Source organism: Aliivibrio logei, assembly GCF_001691055.1.
GTDB lineage: Bacteria > Pseudomonadota > Gammaproteobacteria > Enterobacterales > Vibrionaceae > Aliivibrio > Aliivibrio salmonicida.
This window is the reverse complement of the sequence record NZ_MAJU01000008.1, coordinates 816848-839096: the sequence shown is the minus strand read 5'-3', so window position 1 is coordinate 839096 and position 22249 is coordinate 816848. Positions and strand designations below refer to the sequence as shown.

The following is a 22249-nucleotide window of genomic DNA, read 5'->3' as shown; positions in this document are numbered from 1 at the left end:
GAGTGATTATTAATTAATCACGTTTCCATAGCATGTGACAGAATTTATGTTCAGGATCGCGGCTTACTAACATACGAGCAAATACATCGTCCAATACATCAGATTCTTCGTTTACTAAGCCAATTAGAACTTCTGCGTATACTTCGCCATCTACTTCAAAGCCAACATGCTCAGCCCAGTCGTCACGAGTATCAACGACTTCAGCCGCACCGCGGTCATCAAATTGTAGAGTGAAAAGAGCAACATCAACAGGTTCAAGGTTATCTTGAGCCATCTCTAGGAAAATATCGTAAGCGACTTCAATAATGTCATCGTAGCTAAGTAGTTCAGTTGTCATGGTAGTTACCTTCAAAAAATACGCTCTAAATTACCATGAATATAGAGATGAACGCTAGCGACTTAAATAATTACGAATAGCAAACGTTTGCCTTTAAAAGGTTGCTATATGAGGTATTGCGAGGGCGTTAAGCAAGGGCTAAACTTCCGCACTTATTCCCTTAGCCAGTTGAATGATTATTTTATGAAGTTTCCAGGTCAACGTAAATCCAAGCATTATTTTCCTGTTCACGCTCGTGATCCATTAGTGAGTCAAGCTCAAGAAACCAAAAAAATGTCGCGTACGCACATTATTGGTATTGATCAAACCTTAGTGGATATTGAAGCTAGAATTGATGATGCTTTTATTGAAAAGTATGGCTTGAGTAAAGGACACTCACTGGTTATCGATAATGATAAAGCGGAAATGCTTTATAATGAGCTTAAAGATAACAATATGATCACCAACGAATACGCTGGTGGCACGATTGGTAATACACTTCATAACTATTCCGTGCTTGCTGATGATAAATCAACATTGCTTGGTGTTATGAGTGAAGATATCCATATTGGTAGTTATTCTTATCGTTACCTTTGTAATACTTCAAGCCGTATGGATTTGAATTATCTTCAGCCTGTACCTGGTGCAATAGGCCGTTGTTTTGCTTTAATTAGTCAAGATGGCGAGCGTACGTTTGCAATTAGTGAAGGGGATATGAATCAACTTCGTGCTGATAGTATCCCTGAAAAGATCTTTAAAAATGCGTCTGCATTAGTATTAACGGCTTATCTTGTTCGTTGTAAAGAGGGTGATCCAATGCCTGAAGCAACCATGAAAGCCATTGAGTACGCGAAGAAATATGATGTGCCTGTTGTCCTAACAATGGGGACCAAATTTGTTGTTCAAGATGATCCTCAATATTGGCGTGACTTCCTAAGTGATCATGTGTCTGTTGTGGCAATGAATGAAGAAGAAGGTGAAGCATTAACGGGTGCTTCTGACCCATTAGAAGCGGCAGATAAAGCCCTTGAGTGGGTTGATCTTGTTTTATGTACTGCTGGCCCTGTTGGACTGTACATGGCAGGTTACACAGAAGAATCTGCGAAACGTGAAACATCGTTGCCATTACTTCCCGGAACAATCGCTGAATTTAATCAATATGAATTCAGTCGTCCAGCAGTTAAAGCAAGTTGTGATCAGCCGACAAAAGTATATTCTCATATTTCACCGTACATGGGTGGTCCTGAGAAAATCAAAAATACGAATGGCGCGGGTGATGGTGCTTTGTCTGCATTGTTGCATGATATGGCTGCAAATCATTACCATCGTAATAATGTACCGAATTCAAGTAAGCATCAACATTCTTACTTAACGTACTCTTCATTATCTCAAGTATGTAAATACTCAAACCGAGTAAGCTTTGAGGTTTTGGCTCAGCATTCACCACGATTATCTCGTGGGTTACCTGAACGCGAAGACAGTTTAGAAGAGTCATACTGGGAAAGATAATAACAGTGTGCTTAGAATGAAAAAAAGCGGAGATAATTAATTTTATCTCCGCTTTTTTATTGGTTCAATTAAGCGCGAATAATCGTACTTAATGTAAATGATTCATTTGGTTGAATTGTTTTTGCTGTTTCTAAACTTGTTGCATGATAAGTCGATTCAATGCAGACCATTGTTAAATATCCATCATTATTCATGTCGCCCATGCTTTCTGCTCCTTCTGCCCATGGGTTCCAGATAACCGCGGCATTATTACCCTCATTAGTTACTGTAATTGTACGAAGGTTATCGCTAATAGCTAATGTTGACTCTGATTCTGTGTAAACACGATCTACGGCTTCATTGATCTTAAGCTCATGACCACCAGTACAGGTTGTTCCATTTAATAGACCATCAATGTAACGATCTCCCATTCCGGTGATGACAGACGTATGGATATCAGAGATGTTTAGATAGGTATGTAACGCACCAGAGCAGTTCCAAGGCTTGTTATCTGTATTTTTAGCATCAAGTGTAATGGTTAGTTCATCGCCGATAGTTATATTTAATCGTGCTTCAAACTCAAAAGCCCAGATTGCTTTTGTTTCTTCTGAAGCCGACAAGCCTAGAGAAATCATTACACCGTTTTCATTTTCTTTATGTTCAATTAATTTCCACTGGCTGTTACGAGCAAACCCATGAGCTGGGTTTTCTATACGTCCAAACCAAGGCCAACATACAGGCACACCGCCACGAATGGCTTTGTCTGGGTGGAAGATAGCGTCTTTGCTCATCCAGATAAGCTCTTCACCTTGTGTTGGCTTAAAAGATAACACATGACCACCATGAAGTGAGATTGCCGCTTCAGCTTTACTGTGACGCACTCGGACGATTTTTACATCGTCTAGTTGTTCAATTGTGACACTATCAGAAAGGGCACTAATCGTTGATAATCGAGTTAAATCCATGTCTATCTCCTAGAAAGGTAATATTTATTCAATTGTGATTTATACAAACAATTGAATAAATACTAAAAAGAGAATATATCAAATAACAGATACAAAAAAGGCGACAATTAAGTCGCCTTTTATACTTAAAAGATAATAAAACCTTTCAAGTTAGCTTTCAAAGAAAGTCTAAACTAATGCTTACTTAGAAACGTGAGCGATTAGGTCAAGAACTTTGTTTGAGTAACCGATTTCGTTGTCGTACCAAGATACAAGCTTAACGAATTTGTCAGTTAGAGCAACACCAGCTGCAGCATCAAATACTGAAGTTTGTGTTTCGCCGATGAAGTCTTGAGAAACAACAGCTTCTTCTGTGTAGCCTAAAACGCCAGCAAATTCATTTTCAGAAGCGCGTTTCATTTCAGCACAGATTTCTTCGTAAGTTGCAGCAGTTTTTAGGTTAACTGTAAGGTCAACAACAGAAACGTTTGCAGTTGGTACGCGGAAAGCCATACCAGTTAGAAGGCCGTTAAGCTCAGGAATTACTTTACCTACTGCTTTAGCTGCACCAGTTGAAGATGGAATGATGTTTTGAGAAGCACCACGGCCACCACGCCAGTCTTTCGCAGAAGGACCATCTACAGTTTTTTGAGTTGCTGTAGTTGCGTGAACTGTAGTCATAAGGCCAGATTCAATGCCCCACTTGTCGTTAAGTACTTTAGCGATAGGTGCAAGACAGTTAGTAGTACAAGAAGCGTTAGAAACGATATCTTGACCAGCGTAATCTGCAGCGTTAACGCCCATAACGAACATTGGAACGTCACCAGAAGGGCCAGTAAGAACTACTTTCTTAGCGCCAGCTGTGATGTGTTTACGAGCAGTTTCGTCAGTAAGGAAAAGACCAGTAGCTTCAGCAACAACGTCAACGTTGATTGCATCCCACTTAAGATCTTCTGGGTTACGTTCAGCAGTTACACGTACAGTGTTACCGTTAACTACTAGGTTACCGTCAACTACTTCAACAGTGCCGTTGAAACGACCGTGAGTTGAGTCGTACTTAAGCATGTAAGCCATGTATTCAACGTCGATAAGATCGTTAATACCAACAACTTCGATGTCGTTGCGCTCTACAGATGCACGGAAAACAAAACGTCCAATACGGCCAAAACCGTTAATACCTACTTTGATAGTCATTATATGTTGCTCCACAACTTAAATTTGATTTTCAGGTTTAAATTAACTGGTAGTAAAATTACAAAATCCTGAGCCAACCTGCAAGCAAAAATGCCATTTATATTGTTTAAAATCAAAAAATAACCCATATTCTGTTAACATAAAGAAAAATTCTTACGTAATTTATAGAAAACTTGGTTATTTAATCACCTTTGTGTCATTTATTGAAAATAAGTGACATAACAATTAATGTGTACTTTTGGGTTAGCAGTAAAATTACTTTGGCAAAGTATGTGCTACAACGATAAGACTTAGCAAGGTTTAATTTAAATATGTAACAAAGGAGGGGTTATTAAAATGAATCAATCAAAATCATTTTCTGACTTTACAAACGAAGATTGGAAAAGTGAGTTAACCGACGAAGAATTTGTGGTTTGTCGACAGCAAGGCACAGAAGCGCCTTTTTCAGGAAAGCTTTTACAGAATAAGGCGACAGGGAATTATGCGTGTACCTGTTGTCATGTAGATTTGTTTTCATCAGAGAATAAATACGATTCTGGTTGTGGATGGCCAAGCTTTGATGAACCATTAAATGCGGAGGTTATTCGATATATAGAAGACAATAGCCATGGCATGGCGCGAGTAGAGATTCGATGTGCCTGCTGTGATAGTCATTTAGGGCATGTATTTAATGATGGTCCTAAAACGACCGGAGAGCGTTTTTGTGTTAACTCTATTTCTCTACGCTTTAAAGGTAAATAAAAAATAGAGAAATAACAGAGAGGAGATATCGATAATTCCTCTCTGTTTTGTCATCACTAATGATTACTGTGAGTCGTTATTTATTGTCGGTAGCATTGAAACGGTAAAATTTTGCGCTTTAATGCTGTCTTTAATCATTTCTGATGTAATCAATAACTCTTGTTTTGTCTCTTCTGGAAAATGATAAAGTAGCTTTAATTGCTGTTCCGAGGCCACTTGTAAGTCAAATGCTTTTCCTACCATCGTCCAGATATAAGCGTGCTCTTTATTGCCTGCTTTATAGTTCACACTTGCTAGTGAGTTAATGATGATCGAATGAAATTGATTTTTATAGTCTTGTTCTGTGAGTAGTTCTAAAGAATGGTTAAGTAACTGAACTGTTTTATTCTCATTTCGAAGAGTATAAAAGGTGGCTAATGCATATTGTAACTCGGCCGTTTCCAATTCTTTTGTATTTTCTAATTGTAAAAAAGAGCGTAATGCCTCTTTGTCACCCACAGTCCAGCGATAAAAGAGAACTTTAGGGTCTGTAGAGCTTTTTAATTCTTCCGAAAGTGCATCCGAGGCATCATACGTATGAAGTAAAGCTTCGGTACGTTTTGATTTAATTTCTTTTGCTGTGATTGGTTCAATTTGTGCAGCAGAGCCTAAACAGGTTTGGTATTTTAATGTGGCCTGTAAGGTTTTTAATTTATCAAGATCCGAATTGGTTTTTAGTACATCAAAACGGTTTAAAATTAATTCATCTCTTTGATGGCGGCATTGTCCATCACGCATATTGAGTTCTTGACATTGTAAAGCGCCATGTTCTTCGCATAATTGTTCTGTTGTCGGTTTTATCCCAAAGCATCCGGTAAGTGAAAGACTTACTAGAACAAGTAAAATAAAGCGATGAGTGATTGAAAGCATGATGATCCTATTGGTGATAAATGATGAAACGTGATCCATTACACCTATTTATCGGCACTTGATTGACTAACCTTAATGAAAAGATATCTTTCTAAGATATTTAACAGAGTAGAGTAAATAATGGATATTAATAAACTATTAGAATCAATGATTCCTGAAGTGTTTGAGAATTTACAATATGCAGTAGAGACAGGGAAGTGGCATAACGGCACGTTATTGTCCCAAGAGCAAAGAAGCACCTGTATGCAAGCAATGATGTTATATCAATCGAAGCACAATAAAGATGCAGAACATATGACGGTAGCAGAAGGGGGGGGAATCGTTTTTAAATCAAAAGCAGAATTAAAGAAACAATTTTCTTCAGCTCAACAAGACATTGTTCGAGTTAACGTTTCTGGAAAATAATAGAGTGATTCTATTATTTTTTGTTAAAAGTCTCATTTTTGAAAAACTAATGTTATCTTGATCCCATAAAAAAATTATAAAACGTTAGCTAGGCTTATAATTGAGTATATTGTCGACAACTAAATCTATGAATAGAATCATCTAATGAAAAATACGAAAGGACAAGTCTTAACTAAGTGCGCGGCATTTGCTGCTGTTTTTATACTTCTTGCTATAATTGCGGCACCAAAATTCTTAGGAAGCGATACGGCTCCAAATGTGTCTCAAAGTACACTTGTCCTTTATACTGAATAATCTTAACTCTATTTTCTATCTATTTTGATTTGGTCTTACTATTCTTTCCTGAGGCTCAGGTAGTTTACTTCCACAATGCTTACAGTGCATCGCATCTGATTCATGCCCACCTTTAACGCAATTTGGACAACGCACAAGATCTCGATGTGCATTCATCTCTTGATTTAATTCTGCTGTAATTATTCCTGTTGGTACCGCTAATATTGAATAACCTAATAACATCGTTAATGAAGCCACCGCTTTACCTAACGCAGTGTGCGGAACTAAATCACCATAGCCGACGGTTGTAATGGTCACGATAGCCCAATAAATACTTTGGGGAATACTCGTAAACCCATTATTTGGCCCTTCAATAACAAACATTAATGAACCAAAAACAGAGACTAAAATAGCAACGGTGCTAAAGAAGATCAGAATTTTTCTTTTTGCCATTAACAATGAACGCAAAAGTATGTTTGAGTCTTGTAAGTATCGAACCAGTTTTAAGACTCTAAATATTCTCATTACACGTAAAAGACGAATAATGGCAATATAACTCGCACTTGGGAAAAAGAGAGCTAGGTAAGTAGGTAAAATAGCCAATACATCAATAATGCCATAAAAGCTTTTAGCGTAAGAAGCCGGTTTTGGTGAGCAATAAAGACGTAACAAATATTCAAGCGTGAAAAATGCAGTGAAGATATATTCCAATGTCCATAATAGTTCACCATACTCAGCTTTAACTGATGCCATTGAGTCTAAAATTAAGGTTGCCTGAGAAGCTAGAATTAAACATATCAATCCAATGTCAAAAGCTCGACCCCCCTTTGTATGAGTTCCAAAAATAGTAATGTAGAGGTAATGTTTAATACTCTTATTATTCATCGTTAAGTGCCAAGTCTTATCATCACTCCAGAATAATCAAAAAAGGCCACTCTCTCCAGTAGAACTTTGAAATAGGGAAGATCCCCATAACGGTTAATACATAAAAATATAAGCATAAAGTGATCTAGGACAAGTTATTTGAGGGATTAATGATGTGAATAGAACCGGACTTATACTACTCTTTAGTAGCACGCTTTTTTCACCTTATTTTGTCATTTAAAGCCTCTAATGTGAAAGTTTATTACAGTTTGGTTTTTTGTTGATTATGGTTTCGTCATCAGGTTTCTTTTTGACCATCATCATTGTTGAATCTAATTATGTGATATAGAACGTGTTTTTTATGTGACACCCGTTAGGGGTACAACGAAAGTGGTAAATAAATTCTCAGAACTGATCTGAATCAATACTTTTAAAATTGTGAAAGAATATAATCAGTTTTGAAAGCAATTTACTAAGAATGTAAAGCAAGGTAATCGATTTAAACGATTAAGCTTAGATGCAAGAAAGGATGTAACGCAGGATCCTTACTAAATAGTTTTTAATGAATTTTATAGTTTTATTTTTTGGAGAAACAATATGCCTGTAACTAATTTAGCTGAACTTGATGCTCTAGTAGCACGTGTTAAAGCGGCGCAACAAGAATTTGCAAGCTTTTCACAAGAGCAAGTTGATACAATATTTCGTGCTGCGTCTCTAGCTGCTTCAACGGCTCGTATCGAGCTTGCAAAAATGGCAGCAGAAGAGTCTGGCATGGGTATCATGGAAGACAAAGTAATCAAAAACCATTTTGCTTCTGAGTTCATTTACAATAAATACAAAGACGAGCTAACGTGTGGCATCATCGACCGTAACGATGAAGGCGGCACGATTACTATTGCTGAACCTCTAGGTATTGTTTGTGCAATCGTTCCAACGACAAACCCTACTTCTACAGCAATATTTAAAGCACTAATCTGTCTTAAAACACGTAACGGCTGTATCTTCTCGCCGCACCCACGCGCTAAAAATGCAACTAACTACGCAGCTAAAGTCGTATTAGAAGCTGCAATTAAAGCTGGCGCACCAAAAGACATCATTGGTTGGATTGACCAACCATCTGTTGAGCTATCAAACGCACTAATGAAACATGATAACATCAACATGATCCTTGCTACTGGTGGTCCAGGCATGGTGAAAGCGGCTTATTCATCAGGTAAACCAGCAATCGGTGTTGGTGCGGGTAATACGCCTGTAGTTATCGATGAAACTGCTGATATCAAACGTGCTGTTTCTTCTATCTTAATGTCTAAAACATTCGATAACGGTGTTATTTGTGCTTCTGAGCAAGCTGCAATTGTTGTTGAGTCAATCTACGACGAAGTTAAAGCTCGTTTCGCTAAATACGGCGCTGTTATCCTAAGCAAAGAAGACGCAAATAAAGTACGTAAAGTACTACTTATTGATGGCGCACTTAACGCTAACATCGTTGGCCAACCAGCATACAAAATCGCTGAGCTAGCAAATGTTAAAGTACCTACTTCTACTAAAATTCTTATCGGTGAAGGCTTAGAAGCTTCATGGGATGACGAATTTGCTCATGAAAAACTATCTCCTACATTAGGTTTATTCAAAGCGAAAGACTTTGAAGATGCTGTGCGTCAAGCAGGTATCGTATTAGATATAGGCGGTGTTGGTCATACGTCAGTACTTTACACAGACCAAGATAACAACGAAGAGCGTATTGCGTACTTCGGTGACAAAATGAAAACAGCTCGTATTCTTGTAAACACGCCAGCATCTCAAGGTGGTATTGGTGACCTTTACAACTTCGAATTGGCTCCTTCATTAACACTAGGTTGTGGTTCTTGGGGTGGTAACGCTATCTCTGAAAACGTAGGTCCTAAGCACCTTATCAACAAGAAAATTGTAGCTAAGCGAGCAGAAAATATGTTGTGGCATAAACTACCAAAATCTATCTACTTCCGTCGCGGCTGTTTGCCAATTGCAATGAGCGATCTTGAAGGTAAAAAACGTGCACTAATCGTTACTGACCGTTTCTTATTCAACAACGGTTACATCGATGACCTACGCTCAATCTTGAAAGAGAAAGGCATGGAAGTTGAAGTGTTCCATGAAGTAGAAGCGGATCCAACATTAGCAGTAGTTAAAGCGGGTGCAGAAGCATGTGCAAGCTACCAACCTGATGTTATCTTAGCGGTTGGTGGTGGTTCACCAATGGATGCTGCGAAAATCATGTGGGTGATGTACGAACATCCAGAAACTGATTTCGAAGACTTATCTATGCGCTTTATGGATATCCGTAAACGTATTTACAAGTTCCCTAAAATGGGCCAAAAAGCTGAACTAGTATGTATTACAACTACTTCAGGTACTGGTTCTGAAGTTACCCCATTCGCTGTTGTAACCGATGAAAAAACAGGTCAAAAATACCCATTAGCAGATTACGAACTAACACCAAATATGGCAGTTGTTGATGCTAACCTTGTAATGGATATGCCTAAGTCTTTATGTGCATTCGGTGGTTACGATGCAGTAACGCACGCATTAGAAGCTTATGTTTCTGTTCTTGCAAACGAATACTCAGATGGTCACGCTCTGCAATCACTTAAGATGCTTAAAGAGTACTTACCAAGCTCTTACGCTAACGGTAAGAAAGATCCAATCGCACGTGAGAAAGTTCACAATGCAGCAACTATCGCGGGTATGTCTTTTGCGCAGTCTTTCCTAGGTGTGTGTCACTCAATGGCGCATAAATTAGGCGCTGAATTCCACATTCCACACGGTCTTGCTAATGCGTTATTAATCTCGAATACGGTTCGTTTTAATGCGACTAACAACCCAACTAAACAAGCGGCATTCTCTCAGTACGACCGTCCTAAAGCACGTGCTCGTTACGCTGAAATTGCAGAGCATTTAGGTTACCGTGATGGTAATACTGAAACGAAAGTTAATGCGTTACTTAACTGGTTAGAAGAGCTGAAAATTGCATTGGATATCCCACTGTCAATTCAAGCCGCTGGCGTTAACGAAGCTGAGTTCATGGCTAAAGTAGACAAATTAGCTGAAGATGCATTTGATGACCAATGTACTGGTGCTAACCCACGTTACCCATTGATCAAAGAACTTAAAGAAGTATTAATCGCTTCTTACTACGGTACGGCTTACGCTGACGTAATGGACGCACCAGAAGTGAAAGAAGCAGTAAAAGCGAAAAAAGCAAAGAAATAATTCGATGCTAATAAGTTAAGGTATTTTCTCCCGTATTTTGAAAGTACCTGACTAATAAAAAAACCACCTATTTAAAGGTGGTTTTTTTATGCCTAAAGAAAAATTATGGGTAATTTTAAACGTTGAATAATTAAGCGGTTGCTTCGAGAATTCGACCATTGAAGTAATCATTTTCTACGATATATTCTGTATTTTTGATTAATTCTTGATTGATGAGGTTAACGGTATGAGCTGACACTTTATTAAATAAGCGAGGTGTGACTCCTCCGACTCGGATATTGAAAGGGTTAAGCTCTTTAGCCCAACTTTTTGTTAACCCAGTTAATAACGCTTTTGAGTTATCTAAACTACAAGGTTGGTTGACATTCTGATGATGCCCAAGATTGATGATAACGCCTTCTTTTTTATGTTTTCGCATATTCTGAGCTGCAAATTGCCCATAATTAAATAAAGTGGAAGCGAGTTTGGTTAATAATAGTGGACTGTCATTAGTTTGAGTATCGAATAAGCTGGGTAAAGTGACATCAATATAGTTATTTATGAGAACGTCAATTCCTGAGTCAAATTCTTCATCGATAGCATGGAATAGGTGTCTAATACTGTCTGTGCTTTCATCTTTTAATTGGTAGCTAACGACATCAGTGCCAAGTTCAGAGCAAATTTGATGAGTTTTATCTAAATCACTTAGGTTTGAATCCGCAATAATAAGATGAGCACCTAGTGCGGCAAAGTGACAGGAAATGGCTCTCCCCATCGTATTACCAGCTGATGTGATTAGAATAGTTGAGTGCTCAATTTTCATTTTATTCTTTCCCCGGAGTATTATTCATTACTTTAATGAATGTAAATGAATGCTCTAATAATGGGATAGAAATTTAATATCTGCTGTGAAGTCCGGCCAAAAATGTGATTTTTTTATAAGTAACCATAGGAATTATGCACTGAATCACAAAATTTTAGAGTGAAGATGGAAGAGAATAAATTTAGAAAAGAAAGAAAAGTAAAGGGAAGTGAGCGAACAAATAAGTAGTTAAGGTTGATGTTTAATTACTTAAATCGCTAAGCTATACGTATACATTCATCTCTGAATGACGCTTTGCTGTGACTAATTCGTTGTATAGATCTTGAGGGATCGCGTTAAATATTTCATTTCCACTTTCTAACTGGCGTCGTTGGTGACCAGATAGGTTGTGGTATACGTCTTCTGGTAAGTTACAGGTATCTTGGGGCATGTAAGCCATTGCATCGGGTGCTAGGCCATGTTGCAGCTTAGCACTTGCTAATCCACCATTATGAAACTGATGAGCTTGAGAGGCTGAACGAGAGTAGCTTTCTTCGTTGCTGCGAAGTATTTGGGCATCAGCCAATTGAAAACGCTGACGTAGTAGTTCTTCGGTTAGTTTTTTTTCATCAATTTTTTCAACGGGTGTGTTTTCACGTAAGTCATTAGATAATAAAGACATCATTAAGGCAAAATCTGCACGACGACCCGCTTCCATTGCATGGTTTAGGTTTGAGCCGTATTGGATTTCACTGATTAGTTCTGCTTTATCTAAAGTATGTACTTTCATGAATCAATTCCTCTTGATGATAAATACTTATCGGAAAAGAATTGAAAATCTTTAGTGTTTTTAGGAAATAAATTGCCGTTTTTTAAAATTATTTTATTGAAAGGGCAAAGTGTTACCGTAAATTGGAGTAATAAAAAAAGGTCAGTATAAATACTGACCTTTTTGATTTGATATTAGCCATTATAGAAATGGTTATTCAAATGAGAGATTTACTTAGCTAGGTTTTCTTCTACGAAAGACCAGTTAACTAGAGACCAGAACGCACCCATGTAATCAGGACGAACGTTACGGAAATCGATGTAGTAAGCATGTTCCCATAGATCAACAGTTAGTAGTGGCGTTACGCCTTCATCTGTTAGCGGTGTTGCCGCGTTAGATGTATTAACGATAGCTAGAGAGCCGTCAGCATTTTTAACAAGCCAAGTCCAAGAAGAACCAAAGTTGTTGATTGCTGAATCTGTGAATTTTGCTTTGAATTCTTCGAAAGAACCAAATGCAGCATCGATTGCAGCAGCTACAGCGCCTGTTGGTTGGCCGCCAGCGTTTGGAGCTAGGCAGTTCCAGTAGAATGTGTGGTTCCAAATTTGAGCTGCGTTGTTAAAAACACCGCCAGTAGAAGTTTTGATGATCTCTTCTAGAGTCTTGCCTTCAAATTCAGTCCCTGGGATAAGACCATTAAGCTTAACCACATAAGTGTTGTGGTGTTTGCCGTGGTGGTAATCTAAAGTCTCAGCTGAGATATGTGGTTCTAATGCGTCTTTTGCGAACGGTAGAGCTGGTAATTCAAATGACATTGCTCATGTCTCCATTTAATAAGAGGTCTACGCCTCACTAAATTCCAAAAATATGTGCTCTATTAAACGTAGAGCTTTATCTGACTTCGATTTGATTCTAGCAAGTTTTGATTTTATTAAAAGAAAAAGTGGCGATTTTTCAATAAATAATACCACCACAAATATTAGGTATTTTTTTCTGATGATATAAGAAGTAGAATGGATACAACTTAGTGTCGACCCATTAGAGGATACAATGGAAACTATCGATAAAATTAAACAACAAATCGCTGAAAATCACATTATTCTATACATGAAAGGCTCACCTAAGCTACCAAGCTGTGGTTTTTCATCTCAAGCATCTCAAGCTTTAATGAACTGTGGTGAGAAATTTGCTTACGTAGATATCCTACTAAATCCAGATATTCGTGCAGAGCTTCCAGCTTATGCACAATGGCCAACATTCCCACAACTTTGGGTTGAAGGCGAATTAGTTGGCGGTTGTGACATTATTCTTGAAATGTTCCAAAAAGGCGAACTAAAGCCGTTGGTTCAAGAAGCTGCACAACGTAACGCACCTGAAGCTGAGTAAATCATCTTTAAGTGAATATAGATAATTAACTTTATTTATATTTATCGTATAAAAAAGCCACTTATTGTAGAGATAAGTGGCTTTTTTCATTGCTGTTGTTTGTTATGCTTTCTCGAACACTAACGTTTGTAATTTCGCAAGAATGCTTTTTCCCTGTCTTAGCTTCGCCAACCATTTGTCTTCAATTATTTTTTTCTCATCATCTAATTTCATCTCACAATACACGAGATAAACGATATAAGCGGTTTCATAATCAGTAATATCAAACAGCTGAATGTCAGATATAAGACGATTTGCTTCACCGTAACGATTCATTTTGAGCTGCCATAATGCAGATAACGCGCGCTGGGCTGCAATACTTGGTATTCCTCTTAATCGGCCTTTTAGTTTTGCACTAACACGTTGCCATGAGCTCTCTGGTGACCATTCTTGCAGAATGTCCTCGGGTGCGACATGCATATCAGCCCAAGCGGTTAAGGCTCTTCTGCCGGCGGAATCAAAAGCGGAGTGGGGCAAGAGATACGCATATTTTGTCAGTAAATCAAAGGCATCATAGCGATCTCCCTTTGCAAGAAGAGACCAAATTAAGTAGCTAAATCGCATATAAGAATAAGGAGCTAGTTCAAATGCTTTTTTCCAATAACGGGTGGCGAGAGCAATATTATCGGTGTTAAAGGCGATCTCTGCTTTTAAATCCAGCAATTTTAAATGACTTTCATTTTGTTGTAATAGAGTATCGAGTAACTGGTTTGCAGAATTATAATCGACCTGTGCAATACATATTTCAGCGCGTTGAATATCGGCTTCAACAGACTCTTTTACAATGGATATTAAGGCCTTGTTTACACTCAATGCTTCCGATAAACGGTTAACTTTAATTAATCGATTTGCAAGTTTTAGCATGGCTGTTTGTAGAATGATTTTGTTTGGTGACTTAAAAATCAGTGGTTTTACACCGGCTAATCCTTGCTTTGTATAAGCTCCAATCATCGCCATTGCAAATTGACGTTTAATTAAATCACTATTAATGACGTTGATGATTTCTTCTGGGCGTATGGGCTTTTGTATATATTTAGACGGAGAATAGTCAGTATAGGCTAACTCTATCTGAGGATCTTCATTACCTGTGACTATATAGACTAGCGTGTTGTCATTAATCAGTTTTAATAGACGCAGTTGTTCTAGCATCTGTAAACCAGTGCTGCCATGGCCTAAATTATGATCAACAAAGAGAACATCATACTTTTGACGTTTACAATTACCAACGGCGGCACCAGCGGTGGGGCAACAAGCGATGTTATTAGTTGGAACACCTATACGACTTAATAAGGCTCGAATGGCGTTTTGAATAACGCTACTGTCATCGATAATGAGAAAAGAAGAGAGCTTAATTAATTTCATGAGAATGATAGGTGATTTTAAAGAGTGGCAGAGTATAGCAATAGTTATGGGAAATATAGGGTAAAGAAAGGGAAGGAAGAAATAATTTTATGATCTTAATACAAAAAAACGGCAGATATTACTGCCGTTTTTAGTATTACACATTAATTATTCATCAAGTGTATTGTTTATTATAAGGTCATTGCTGCTAACCAACCAAAAGCGATTAATGGCAAGTTGTAGTGTAAGAACGTGGGAACGACGGTTTCCCATACGTGTTCATGTTGACCATCAGCATTAAGACCAGATGTTGGGCCCAACGTAGAGTCTGATGCCGGAGAACCAGCATCACCCAGTGCTGCCGCAGTACCCACTAAGGCAATAGTGGCCATTGGGGAGAATCCAAAGGCGACGGCAAGAGGTACGTAAATAGTAGCAATAATTGGGATAGTAGAGAACGATGAGCCGATGCCCATTGTCACTAATAAACCAACAATTAGCATCAGTAGAGCGGCTAGCGGTTTGTTATCCCCAATACTCGTAGATAAGGCTTGTACCAGTGTTTCTACTCCGCCAGTTGCCTTCATTACGGCTGCAAAACCGGCAGCAGAAATCATAATAAAACCAATCATAGCCATCATATGAACACCACGAGTAAATACATCTTGTGTTTCTTTCCAAGCGATAACACCACCAAAAGTAAACACCATGAAACCAGCTAAAGCACCAACAATCATTGATCCTGTCGCTAATTGAACAGAAAGAGCCGCTATAATAGCGACAATTGATATTTGGATATGACGTTTGTTAAAGACCGGTGTTTTGTTTTGCGCTTGCATTTCTTCATTATCAATATCGGCATACGTACGAGGTTTACGATAAGAGATAAAAACAGCAATAAGAAGACCCGTTACCATGCCTAAAGCAGGTAAAGCCATAGCAAGAGGAACTTGGCTTGCAACAACATCTAGGTTGTTATCATGCAGGTTTTTTAAAAGAATATTGTTTAGAAAAATGCCGCCAAAGCCAACAGGAAGAATCATGTATGGAGTAACAAGGCCAAAGGTTAATACACAAGCAATTAATCGACGATCAAGTTTTAGTTTATTAAATACTTGAATTAGAGGCGGGATCAAAATTGGAATAAACGCGATGTGTACAGGTACCACGTTTTGAGATGAAATAGTGATCAATAAAATTAAGCAAAGTAAAAGGTATTTTAGGCCTGTGGCAGCGTGCAAGTTTTCTTGGCCATTAATGCGTTTTATTACACTGTGGGCGAGTAAATCAGTCACACCTGATTTTGAAATGGCAACAGCAAAAGCGCCTAGCATTGCATAACTTAATGCAATGGTAGCGCCTCCGCCTAAACCACCTTCGAACGCAGCAATTGTATCAGATAATGATAAACCACCTACTAATCCACCGATTAGTGCACTGAACGTTAAGGCAACGACAACGTTAACTCTAAGCAAAGCGAGGATAAGCATTACTGAAACAGAAAGAATGATTGGATTCATTTTGTTTAGTTTCCCTGTAAATATTGTGTTGTTAGTAAAGTAGCCAGTTATTTATTATTAGTATCATTTTCTGGTTCTGGCGCTAGAGGCCAACCACCAAGATCTTTCCATTTATTTACGATATGGCAGAACAGTTCCGCTGTTTTTTCCGTATCATAAAGGGCTGAGTGTGCTTCTTTTCCGTCAAAATCCATTCCAGCCGTTTTACACGCTTTCGCTAATACGGTTTGACCAAGAGCTAAGCCACTGATTGCGGCAGTATCAAAAGTACAGAATGGATGAAAAGGAATGCGTTTTAATTTTGTTCGTTCAGCGGCTTCCATTACAAAGCTGTGATCAAAATTGGCATTATGAGCCACCATGATAGCGCGTCGGCAATCATGCTGTTTTTGCTCTTTACGAATGAGTTTAAAAATTTCTTTTAAAGCCACATCTTCTGTTACTGCACCACGTAAAGGGCTGAATGGGTCACGAATACCGATGAAATCCAATGCTTCTTGTTCAAGGTTTGCGCCTTCAAACGGAGTTACATGAAAATGGATTGTCGTCGCGGGTTTTAAGTAACCCTCATCATCCATTGCTAATGTCACCGCACAGATCTCAAGAAGTGCATCTGTTTTTGAGTTAAAACCTGCTGTTTCAACGTCAATAACGACTGGAAAATAGCCTCGAAAACGCTGTTTCAGTTGATTATGTAATTCTACTTCGCTCATTATTCGGTACGTAAGAAAATGTTGCCGCTATTATTGCAGATTATCCGTAGCATAAAAACTGCAAATAAGGTGTGATATGGATATATTTTTGACGATGAAGTCTTTATTTCATTCGTTGCTGGCTTATAGCACTTATTATTGGTCCAGTTTTTGCTTTGTAATAACTATCGTCAACGGCATGACCCATAGATTTAGGTATTATGAAAAAAACACTCCTTACTTCAGCGCTACTAATGAGTACATTGATTGCAACTCCTGTATTGGCAAATAAAAATTACGTTGCGAAACCAGAGCAATCTAAATGGGCAATGCTGGAAAACTCACCATTAGAGTGCCGTTTATCTCATAATATTCCGAATTATGGCAATGCAGAGTTCTCTGCCTATGCAAATAAAAAGATGAATTTGGATTTTGAACTAAAGATGAATCGCCCAATGGGAGAAACTCGTTCTGTTAGTTTAGTGTCAATGCCTGCTCGTTGGATGCCAGGCGACAGCGCCGATACCATGACAAACTTAAAATTCTTTAAACAGTTTGATGGTTATGTTGGCGGTTCGACGGCATGGTCAATGCTTGCTGAATTGGATAATGGGCGTTTTCCTACATTCACTTATGCCGATTGGCAAAGTCCGAAGCAAATTGTTGAGGTGGGGTTGTCTCCTGTCTTATTCCAAGAGCAATACAATGTATTTAGCATGTGTATTGCAAATTTATTACCTTACAGCTTTGAAGATATTTCGTTTACGATCCTTCATTTTGATAAAAACAGTGATGAATTAAATAAAGCGTCGAAAAAGCGTTTAGCACAAATTGCCGATTTTATTAAATACACAAAGGATGTTGATTTGGTGCTGGTTGCTACTTATACCGATTCAAGTGGCGCAAAAAATGTGAATCAACAAGTATCAGAAAGACGCGCTGTGAAACTTCAGAATTATTTTGAATCAATAGGACTACCTGCAGACAGGATCCGAGTGCATTCTTATGGTGAACGCCGTCCAATTGCCGATAACTCAACACCAATCGGTAAGAATAAAAACCGAAGAGTAGTTATCTCATTAGGTCGAACGATTCTCTAAATATAAATAATGTAAGGCGTCTAATTTAGGCGCCTTTTTTATTGCAGTTTAAAGCTTGCAATAAGTTCACATTGAACTGTGTGGTCAATATGTTGAATATGTCGAGCAATAGCAGGGTTGGGATGGCGTTTCATAAAGTCTAAAAGCGCATTTTTACAGCAGCCTAAATTCGAGATAAAAGATTCACAATCACTGCGAGGGCACTGAGGGACAAGAGTCAGTGCTTTTTCTGAGGCAATCTGTAAATATTTCAATTCGAATTGGTTATCATTTTGACTTCGCCAAAACTGCGCTAAGTTATGACATGAAATAATAGAGATAGTTGTTTTATCAGCAAGGCTGCCCTCGCTTCTTTTACTCAATTCTTCAGAAATAGCATAAGCCTGCTGATAATGTAAAATTGTTCGCCAAAAGTCTTCATTTTTAAAAGATTGTTCAGCGAGTATGGTGTGTTTTTCCCAAAGTTCAATCATAGCGTATCCTCAACGATTCCATTTTAATAGCTCTTATTCTAATTGAGAATTATTATCATTAAAAGCGTTGGGTATAAAAAAACCTGCCTAGATCGCAGGTTTTATAAATTAGAAAGTGATTAGCCTTCTAGACCTGCTGATGCGCTTTTGTTTTGGATTAATTCAATCATGTAGCCATCAGGATCTTTAACAAACGCGATGTGAGTAGAACCGCCTTTTACTGGACCTGCTTCGCGAGTAACATTACCACCTGCGGCTTTTATGACATCACATGTCTCATAGACATCATCGACACCAATCGCGATATGACCAAAAGCAGTCCCCATATCATACTCTTCAGTTCCCCAATTGTAGGTTAACTCAATTACTGCACCTTGAGATTCGTCCCCGTAGCCAAGAAATGCGAGAGTATATTTGTATTCTTCGTTTGTGTTTTTACGAAGAAGATCCATGCCCATTACTTTAGTATAAAATGCAATTGAGTCTTCTAAATTACCGACACGGATCATCGTGTGTAAAATACGTCCATTAGCCATTTATTGCTCCTAGTATTATTTTTATTTGCTGTTTTTCTAGCTTTCTGTTTTTTCAGAAAACTCACATAAATCTTCAATAAGGCAACTGCCGCAACGAGGTTTTCGAGCGATACAGGTATAGCGTCCATGTAGAATTAACCAGTGATGAACATCCAACTTAAATTCTTTTGGTACGACTTTGAGTAATTTTTTTTCAACGTCGTTAACTGTTTTACCCATTGCCAATTTTGTTCGATTCGATACACGATAAATATGAGTATCAACGGCAATGGTTGGCCAACCAAAAGCGGTATTAAGAACGACATTTGCTGTTTTGTGGCCAACTCCAGGGAGGGCCTCTAATGCATCTTGATCTTCAGGAATGACACTGTCATGTAATTCAATCAGCATACGACATGTTTTAATGACGTTTTCTGCTTTGGTATTAAATAATCCAATGGTTTTTATGTAGGTTTTAAGTCCATCAACCCCTAAATCTAAAATAGCTTGAGGGGTGTTTGCTATTGGGTAGAGTTTACGCGTGGCCTTGTTAACGCTAACATCTGTCGCTTGAGCTGATAATAATACGGCAATGAGTAACTCAAATGGGCTGGACCATTCGAGTTCAGTCTCTGGCTTTGGGTTCTCTGCACGTAAACGCGTTAAAATTTCGAGTCGTTTGACATTGTTCATCGTAGTATCTATTCCCTTTAAGAGACGCGAGCGCGTTCAATTTCCGTTTTTTCTTGTTTTGGTTGACGATCGGCCAGTTTCTTATCAATGATATTCTTGATAGCAATTAAAAATCCAACACCAAGAAAAGCACCAGGGGGAAGCATTGCAAGTAAGAAATGGCTATCAACATGAAATAGCTCAATTCGCAAGGTGGTAGCCCAATCGCCAAGAAGTAAATCGGCACCGTCAAATAAAGTGCCATTACCAAGAATCTCACGCATTGCACCTAATAAAACAAGTACGGACGTCATGCCTAGCCCCATCCATAACCCATCGAGAGCGGCAGGTAATGGATCATTTTTAGAAGCAAAGGCTTCGGCTCGACCAATGATAATACAGTTGGTAACGATTAATGGAATGAAAATACCTAATGAGAGATATAAGCCATAAGCATAAGCATTCATTAATAATTGAACACAGGTAACTAAAGAGGCAATGATCATAACAAACACAGGAATACGGACTTCTTGTGGGATCCATTGTCGGACTAAAGAAACGATTAAGTTTGATCCAATCAGAACTAACGTTGTTGCAATTCCTAACCCTAATGCATTGGTTACTGTTGCAGAGACGGCTAATAATGGGCATAGACCAAGTAATTGGACTAAGGCGGGGTTGTTATCCCATAACCCATTTTTGATTAATTCTTTATGAGTTGCCATTATTTCACCTCGCAATTAAGTGGGAGAGTTTGTAGCTCGTCTTGATGTGTTTTATAGAACCAAACCGCTCTTTTCACGGCTTTCACTACGGCTCGCGGTGTAATGGTTGCCCCTGTGAATTGGTCGAATTGCCCACCATCTTTTTGAACAGCCCAACTGCTGTCGTCAGCAGAATCTACGGTCTTACCTAGAAAACCATCAACCCATCGAGTGATTCTAGTATCTATTTTATCGCCTAATCCAGGTGTTTCTTGATGAGATAATACGCGAACCCCTGTTACCATCGAGTCTGAATCAACACCAACAATGATCTTTATTGCACCGCTGTAGCCATCAGGAGCAATGGCTTCAATCGCCGCTCCAGTATGCTTGCCATTCATGCTTGCTAAATAAATAGGCATTGGGGTATCTGTCCCTAAAGCATCAATATTATTCACAAGAGTACAGGCTTTAAATAATTCGTTATCGTGCTGTTCTTTTGGTACAACTTGATTAAGAACAGATAGCAATTGCTGCTGTTGTTGATAAGCAATTTGATCTTTAGTTAACGCATAAGTAATCGTTACTAAAGAGGTAGCTGCAATCGCAAACAGAGCCAAAACAAGGCTGCTTTTTTTCATTATAGTAAGCATGTTTTATCCTTTCTTATGGCCGTAAGTTCTTGGTTTAGTGTAATAATCAATAAGGGGGACACACATGTTTGCCAATAGAACGGCAAAAGCAACGCCATCCGGGAAGCCTCCCCAAGAGCGGATCATATAAACCAATAGTCCAATTAAAGCGCCATAATATAAACGGCCTTTGTTTGTGGTCGCAGCAGAAACGGGATCCGTTGCAATAAAGAAAGCACCTAACATTGTCGCACCAGAGAATAGATTGAAGATTGGTGATGTCGTTGTATCTGGTGAGAATACTGCGAACAAAGAACTTACGATAAATAAACTGGCTAAGAAACTGACAGGTATGTGCCAATGAATAAGACGTTGTTGCAGAAGAAATAGTCCTCCCAATAAGAAACCAACGTTAACCCATAGCCACCCTAATCCTGCAAAGCCATTAAATATAGGTGCAGATAGAATTTCATTGGTGGTTAAGCCTGCTTTTAATCCTGTTTTTACTGTATCTAATGGCGTAGCCATTGTCATTCCATCAACGTTCATCGTTAGTTGATGTACAGAGAACCCATCTTGACTTAAGCCATGAAAGATTAACCAAACAGAATCCATGAAACTAATGTGCTCAACTAACAATTCTTTTGCTGGCAACCAAGTGGTCATTTGAACTGGAAATGAAATCAAAAGAACAACATAAGCAGCCATTGCTGGATTAAATAGATTCTGACCTAATCCACCATACAGATGTTTCGCTATCACAATGGCAAAAAACACACCAATAACAGTGAGCCACCATGGGGAAAGAGGTGGAATGGCCAGAGCTAATAATAAGCCGGTTAATAAAGCACTATTATCTTTTAAGTATGGCGCTAAAGGTCTTCTTCTGCATTTTAAAACGAACGCTTCTGCCAAAATAGCGGTAATAATAGCGAGAAGAACTTGAAGTAATGTCCCCCAGCCAAAGAAGTAGGTTTGAGCTAGTAAACCAGGAATAGTCGCGAGTGCGACCATTTTCATCATGGTTTGAGTGCTCTTTTTACTGTGAGCGTGTGGTGAGCTAGTGATAAAAAAGGCCACTGTTACTCTTCCTTATTTTTTTCAATTTGTTGTGCTGCTTTGCGAGCTTTAGCACGAGAAATAGCGGCTGCAACAGCTGCTTTTTTGGGATCGTCTATTAGAGCCAGTTCTTCATCTGTTGATTCTGGTTTTGTTTCAGTTTCAGCGTTTGATGAAGGAGCG

24 protein-coding genes are annotated in these 22249 nt (G+C 38.6%); 7 read left to right on the top strand and 17 right to left on the bottom strand.

Annotated elements, in window-relative coordinates; translation table 11 throughout:
* Positions 1-13: 13 nt before the first annotated feature.
* Entirely contained in the window at positions 14-337 is a 324-nt protein-coding gene (locus A6E04_RS07960) for an HI1450 family dsDNA-mimic protein (RefSeq protein WP_065610795.1), read from the bottom strand.
* Between the two features lie 183 nt (positions 338-520).
* On the opposite strand from A6E04_RS07960, the gene A6E04_RS07955 reads away from it, so the two are divergent.
* A complete protein-coding gene (locus tag A6E04_RS07955) occupies positions 521-1825 on the top strand; it encodes an inosine/guanosine kinase (RefSeq protein WP_017022020.1) in 1305 nt (434 codons plus the stop codon).
* Positions 1826-1893: 68 nt separating this feature from the next.
* On the opposite strand, the gene A6E04_RS07950 is transcribed toward A6E04_RS07955, so the two are convergent.
* On the bottom strand, positions 1894-2769 hold the full coding sequence (locus A6E04_RS07950) for a D-hexose-6-phosphate mutarotase (protein WP_065610793.1): 876 nt from the start codon (positions 2767-2769) through the stop codon (positions 1894-1896).
* A gap of 180 nt (positions 2770-2949) precedes the next feature.
* On the bottom strand, positions 2950-3942 hold the full coding sequence (gene gap / locus A6E04_RS07945; protein WP_012550424.1) for a type I glyceraldehyde-3-phosphate dehydrogenase: 993 nt from the start codon (positions 3940-3942) through the stop codon (positions 2950-2952).
* Between the two features lie 336 nt (positions 3943-4278).
* Between gap and msrB the strand changes: the two genes are divergently transcribed.
* Positions 4279-4683 (top strand): peptide-methionine (R)-S-oxide reductase MsrB, encoded by a 405-nt coding sequence (msrB, locus tag A6E04_RS07940; protein ID WP_065610791.1) that lies wholly within the window; start codon positions 4279-4281, stop codon positions 4681-4683.
* A 63-nt stretch (positions 4684-4746) separates the two neighbouring features.
* Here msrB and A6E04_RS07935 read toward each other — a convergent pair whose 3' ends face one another.
* Positions 4747-5592: a DUF2989 domain-containing protein gene (locus tag A6E04_RS07935; RefSeq protein WP_065610789.1), complete on the bottom strand. Its 846-nt coding sequence runs from the start codon at positions 5590-5592 to the stop codon at positions 4747-4749.
* 120 nt (positions 5593-5712) lie between these two features.
* Here A6E04_RS07935 and A6E04_RS07930 point away from each other — a divergent pair, with 120 nt between their 5' ends.
* Complete coding sequence (locus A6E04_RS07930; RefSeq protein WP_065610787.1) at positions 5713-5997, top strand: YeaC family protein; 285 nt, start codon at positions 5713-5715, stop codon at positions 5995-5997.
* A gap of 144 nt (positions 5998-6141) precedes the next feature.
* Positions 6142-6291: a hypothetical protein gene (locus tag A6E04_RS21125; protein WP_023603786.1), complete on the top strand. Its 150-nt coding sequence runs from the start codon at positions 6142-6144 to the stop codon at positions 6289-6291.
* A 15-nt stretch (positions 6292-6306) separates the two neighbouring features.
* On the opposite strand, the gene A6E04_RS07925 is transcribed toward A6E04_RS21125, so the two are convergent.
* Complete coding sequence (locus tag A6E04_RS07925; protein ID WP_017022015.1) at positions 6307-7155, bottom strand: ion transporter; 849 nt, start codon at positions 7153-7155, stop codon at positions 6307-6309.
* Between the two features lie 576 nt (positions 7156-7731).
* Between A6E04_RS07925 and adhE the strand changes: the two genes are divergently transcribed.
* Positions 7732-10383, top strand: coding sequence for a bifunctional acetaldehyde-CoA/alcohol dehydrogenase (gene adhE / locus A6E04_RS07920; protein ID WP_017022014.1), 2652 nt, complete (start codon positions 7732-7734; stop codon positions 10381-10383).
* A gap of 130 nt (positions 10384-10513) precedes the next feature.
* Here adhE and A6E04_RS07915 read toward each other — a convergent pair whose 3' ends face one another.
* The 3 genes from A6E04_RS07915 to sodB form a co-directional block, all read right to left on the bottom strand.
* Positions 10514-11185 carry an SDR family oxidoreductase gene (locus tag A6E04_RS07915; protein ID WP_017022013.1) on the bottom strand — a complete coding sequence of 224 codons (672 nt, stop codon included), beginning with the start codon at positions 11183-11185 and terminating at the stop codon, positions 10514-10516.
* A gap of 262 nt (positions 11186-11447) precedes the next feature.
* Positions 11448-11954 carry a VC2046/SO_2500 family protein gene (locus tag A6E04_RS07910; protein ID WP_017022012.1) on the bottom strand — a complete coding sequence of 169 codons (507 nt, stop codon included), beginning with the start codon at positions 11952-11954 and terminating at the stop codon, positions 11448-11450.
* 209 nt (positions 11955-12163) lie between these two features.
* Positions 12164-12748 carry a superoxide dismutase [Fe] gene (gene sodB, locus A6E04_RS07905; protein ID WP_012550433.1) on the bottom strand — a complete coding sequence of 195 codons (585 nt, stop codon included), beginning with the start codon at positions 12746-12748 and terminating at the stop codon, positions 12164-12166.
* Between the two features lie 235 nt (positions 12749-12983).
* On the opposite strand from sodB, the gene grxD reads away from it, so the two are divergent.
* Positions 12984-13319, top strand: coding sequence for a Grx4 family monothiol glutaredoxin (gene grxD / locus A6E04_RS07900; protein WP_012550434.1), 336 nt, complete (start codon positions 12984-12986; stop codon positions 13317-13319).
* Between the two features lie 102 nt (positions 13320-13421).
* Here the strand turns inward: grxD and A6E04_RS07895 are convergent, their stop codons facing one another.
* The 3 genes from A6E04_RS07895 to rnt all read right to left on the bottom strand — a co-directional run bounded on the left by A6E04_RS07895 (position 13422) and on the right by rnt (position 16932).
* A complete protein-coding gene (locus tag A6E04_RS07895; RefSeq protein ID WP_065610785.1) occupies positions 13422-14720 on the bottom strand; it encodes a response regulator in 1299 nt (432 codons plus the stop codon).
* 170 nt (positions 14721-14890) lie between these two features.
* Positions 14891-16219 (bottom strand): Na+/H+ antiporter family protein, encoded by a 1329-nt coding sequence (locus A6E04_RS07890; protein WP_017022010.1) that lies wholly within the window; start codon positions 16217-16219, stop codon positions 14891-14893.
* A 47-nt stretch (positions 16220-16266) separates the two neighbouring features.
* On the bottom strand, positions 16267-16932 hold the full coding sequence (gene rnt, locus A6E04_RS07885; RefSeq protein ID WP_012550437.1) for a ribonuclease T: 666 nt from the start codon (positions 16930-16932) through the stop codon (positions 16267-16269).
* A gap of 200 nt (positions 16933-17132) precedes the next feature.
* On the opposite strand from rnt, the gene motY reads away from it, so the two are divergent.
* The gene (gene motY, locus A6E04_RS07880; protein ID WP_017022009.1) at positions 17133-18011 is read left to right on the top strand and encodes a flagellar protein MotY; all 879 of its coding nucleotides are present in this window, start codon (positions 17133-17135) and stop codon (positions 18009-18011) included.
* 38 nt (positions 18012-18049) lie between these two features.
* Here the strand turns inward: motY and A6E04_RS07875 are convergent, their stop codons facing one another.
* The 6 genes from A6E04_RS07875 to rsxD all read right to left on the bottom strand — a co-directional run bounded on the left by A6E04_RS07875 (position 18050) and on the right by rsxD (position 22087).
* Entirely contained in the window at positions 18050-18484 is a 435-nt protein-coding gene (locus tag A6E04_RS07875) for a DUF2753 domain-containing protein (protein WP_017022008.1), read from the bottom strand.
* Between the two features lie 119 nt (positions 18485-18603).
* Positions 18604-19020 carry a lactoylglutathione lyase gene (gene gloA, locus A6E04_RS07870; protein ID WP_017022007.1) on the bottom strand — a complete coding sequence of 139 codons (417 nt, stop codon included), beginning with the start codon at positions 19018-19020 and terminating at the stop codon, positions 18604-18606.
* Between the two features lie 36 nt (positions 19021-19056).
* Entirely contained in the window at positions 19057-19692 is a 636-nt protein-coding gene (gene nth / locus A6E04_RS07865; RefSeq protein WP_012550441.1) for an endonuclease III, read from the bottom strand.
* Between the two features lie 17 nt (positions 19693-19709).
* Positions 19710-20396, bottom strand: a complete 687-nt coding sequence (locus A6E04_RS07860) for an electron transport complex subunit E (protein WP_017022006.1) — start codon at positions 20394-20396, stop codon at positions 19710-19712.
* Complete coding sequence (gene rsxG, locus A6E04_RS07855; protein ID WP_017022005.1) at positions 20396-21028, bottom strand: electron transport complex subunit RsxG; 633 nt, start codon at positions 21026-21028, stop codon at positions 20396-20398. Before rsxG ends, A6E04_RS07860 begins: the two co-directional genes overlap by 1 nt.
* A gap of 3 nt (positions 21029-21031) precedes the next feature.
* A complete protein-coding gene (gene rsxD, locus A6E04_RS07850) occupies positions 21032-22087 on the bottom strand; it encodes an electron transport complex subunit RsxD (protein ID WP_023603781.1) in 1056 nt (351 codons plus the stop codon).
* Positions 22088-22249 lie beyond the last annotated feature (162 nt).

What these genes read in the sequence shown, in the direction of transcription:
- A6E04_RS07960 (WP_065610795.1), bottom strand. Translation starts at nt 337, where the DNA reads ATGACAACTGAACTACTTAGCTACGATGACATTATTGAAGTCGCTTAC.
- A6E04_RS07955 (WP_017022020.1), top strand. Translation starts at nt 521, where the DNA reads ATGAAGTTTCCAGGTCAACGTAAATCCAAGCATTATTTTCCTGTTCAC.
- A6E04_RS07950 (WP_065610793.1), bottom strand. Translation starts at nt 2,769, where the DNA reads ATGGATTTAACTCGATTATCAACGATTAGTGCCCTTTCTGATAGTGTC.
- gap (WP_012550424.1), bottom strand. Translation starts at nt 3,942, where the DNA reads ATGACTATCAAAGTAGGTATTAACGGTTTTGGCCGTATTGGACGTTTT.
- msrB (WP_065610791.1), top strand. Translation starts at nt 4,279, where the DNA reads ATGAATCAATCAAAATCATTTTCTGACTTTACAAACGAAGATTGGAAA.
- A6E04_RS07935 (WP_065610789.1), bottom strand. Translation starts at nt 5,592, where the DNA reads ATGCTTTCAATCACTCATCGCTTTATTTTACTTGTTCTAGTAAGTCTT.
- A6E04_RS07930 (WP_065610787.1), top strand. Translation starts at nt 5,713, where the DNA reads ATGGATATTAATAAACTATTAGAATCAATGATTCCTGAAGTGTTTGAG.
- A6E04_RS21125 (WP_023603786.1), top strand. Translation starts at nt 6,142, where the DNA reads ATGAAAAATACGAAAGGACAAGTCTTAACTAAGTGCGCGGCATTTGCT.
- A6E04_RS07925 (WP_017022015.1), bottom strand. Translation starts at nt 7,155, where the DNA reads ATGAATAATAAGAGTATTAAACATTACCTCTACATTACTATTTTTGGA.
- adhE (WP_017022014.1), top strand. Translation starts at nt 7,732, where the DNA reads ATGCCTGTAACTAATTTAGCTGAACTTGATGCTCTAGTAGCACGTGTT.
- A6E04_RS07915 (WP_017022013.1), bottom strand. Translation starts at nt 11,185, where the DNA reads ATGAAAATTGAGCACTCAACTATTCTAATCACATCAGCTGGTAATACG.
- A6E04_RS07910 (WP_017022012.1), bottom strand. Translation starts at nt 11,954, where the DNA reads ATGAAAGTACATACTTTAGATAAAGCAGAACTAATCAGTGAAATCCAA.
- sodB (WP_012550433.1), bottom strand. Translation starts at nt 12,748, where the DNA reads ATGTCATTTGAATTACCAGCTCTACCGTTCGCAAAAGACGCATTAGAA.
- grxD (WP_012550434.1), top strand. Translation starts at nt 12,984, where the DNA reads ATGGAAACTATCGATAAAATTAAACAACAAATCGCTGAAAATCACATT.
- A6E04_RS07895 (WP_065610785.1), bottom strand. Translation starts at nt 14,720, where the DNA reads ATGAAATTAATTAAGCTCTCTTCTTTTCTCATTATCGATGACAGTAGC.
- A6E04_RS07890 (WP_017022010.1), bottom strand. Translation starts at nt 16,219, where the DNA reads ATGAATCCAATCATTCTTTCTGTTTCAGTAATGCTTATCCTCGCTTTG.
- rnt (WP_012550437.1), bottom strand. Translation starts at nt 16,932, where the DNA reads ATGAGCGAAGTAGAATTACATAATCAACTGAAACAGCGTTTTCGAGGC.
- motY (WP_017022009.1), top strand. Translation starts at nt 17,133, where the DNA reads ATGAAAAAAACACTCCTTACTTCAGCGCTACTAATGAGTACATTGATT.
- A6E04_RS07875 (WP_017022008.1), bottom strand. Translation starts at nt 18,484, where the DNA reads ATGATTGAACTTTGGGAAAAACACACCATACTCGCTGAACAATCTTTT.
- gloA (WP_017022007.1), bottom strand. Translation starts at nt 19,020, where the DNA reads ATGGCTAATGGACGTATTTTACACACGATGATCCGTGTCGGTAATTTA.
- nth (WP_012550441.1), bottom strand. Translation starts at nt 19,692, where the DNA reads ATGAACAATGTCAAACGACTCGAAATTTTAACGCGTTTACGTGCAGAG.
- A6E04_RS07860 (WP_017022006.1), bottom strand. Translation starts at nt 20,396, where the DNA reads ATGGCAACTCATAAAGAATTAATCAAAAATGGGTTATGGGATAACAAC.
- rsxG (WP_017022005.1), bottom strand. Translation starts at nt 21,028, where the DNA reads ATGCTTACTATAATGAAAAAAAGCAGCCTTGTTTTGGCTCTGTTTGCG.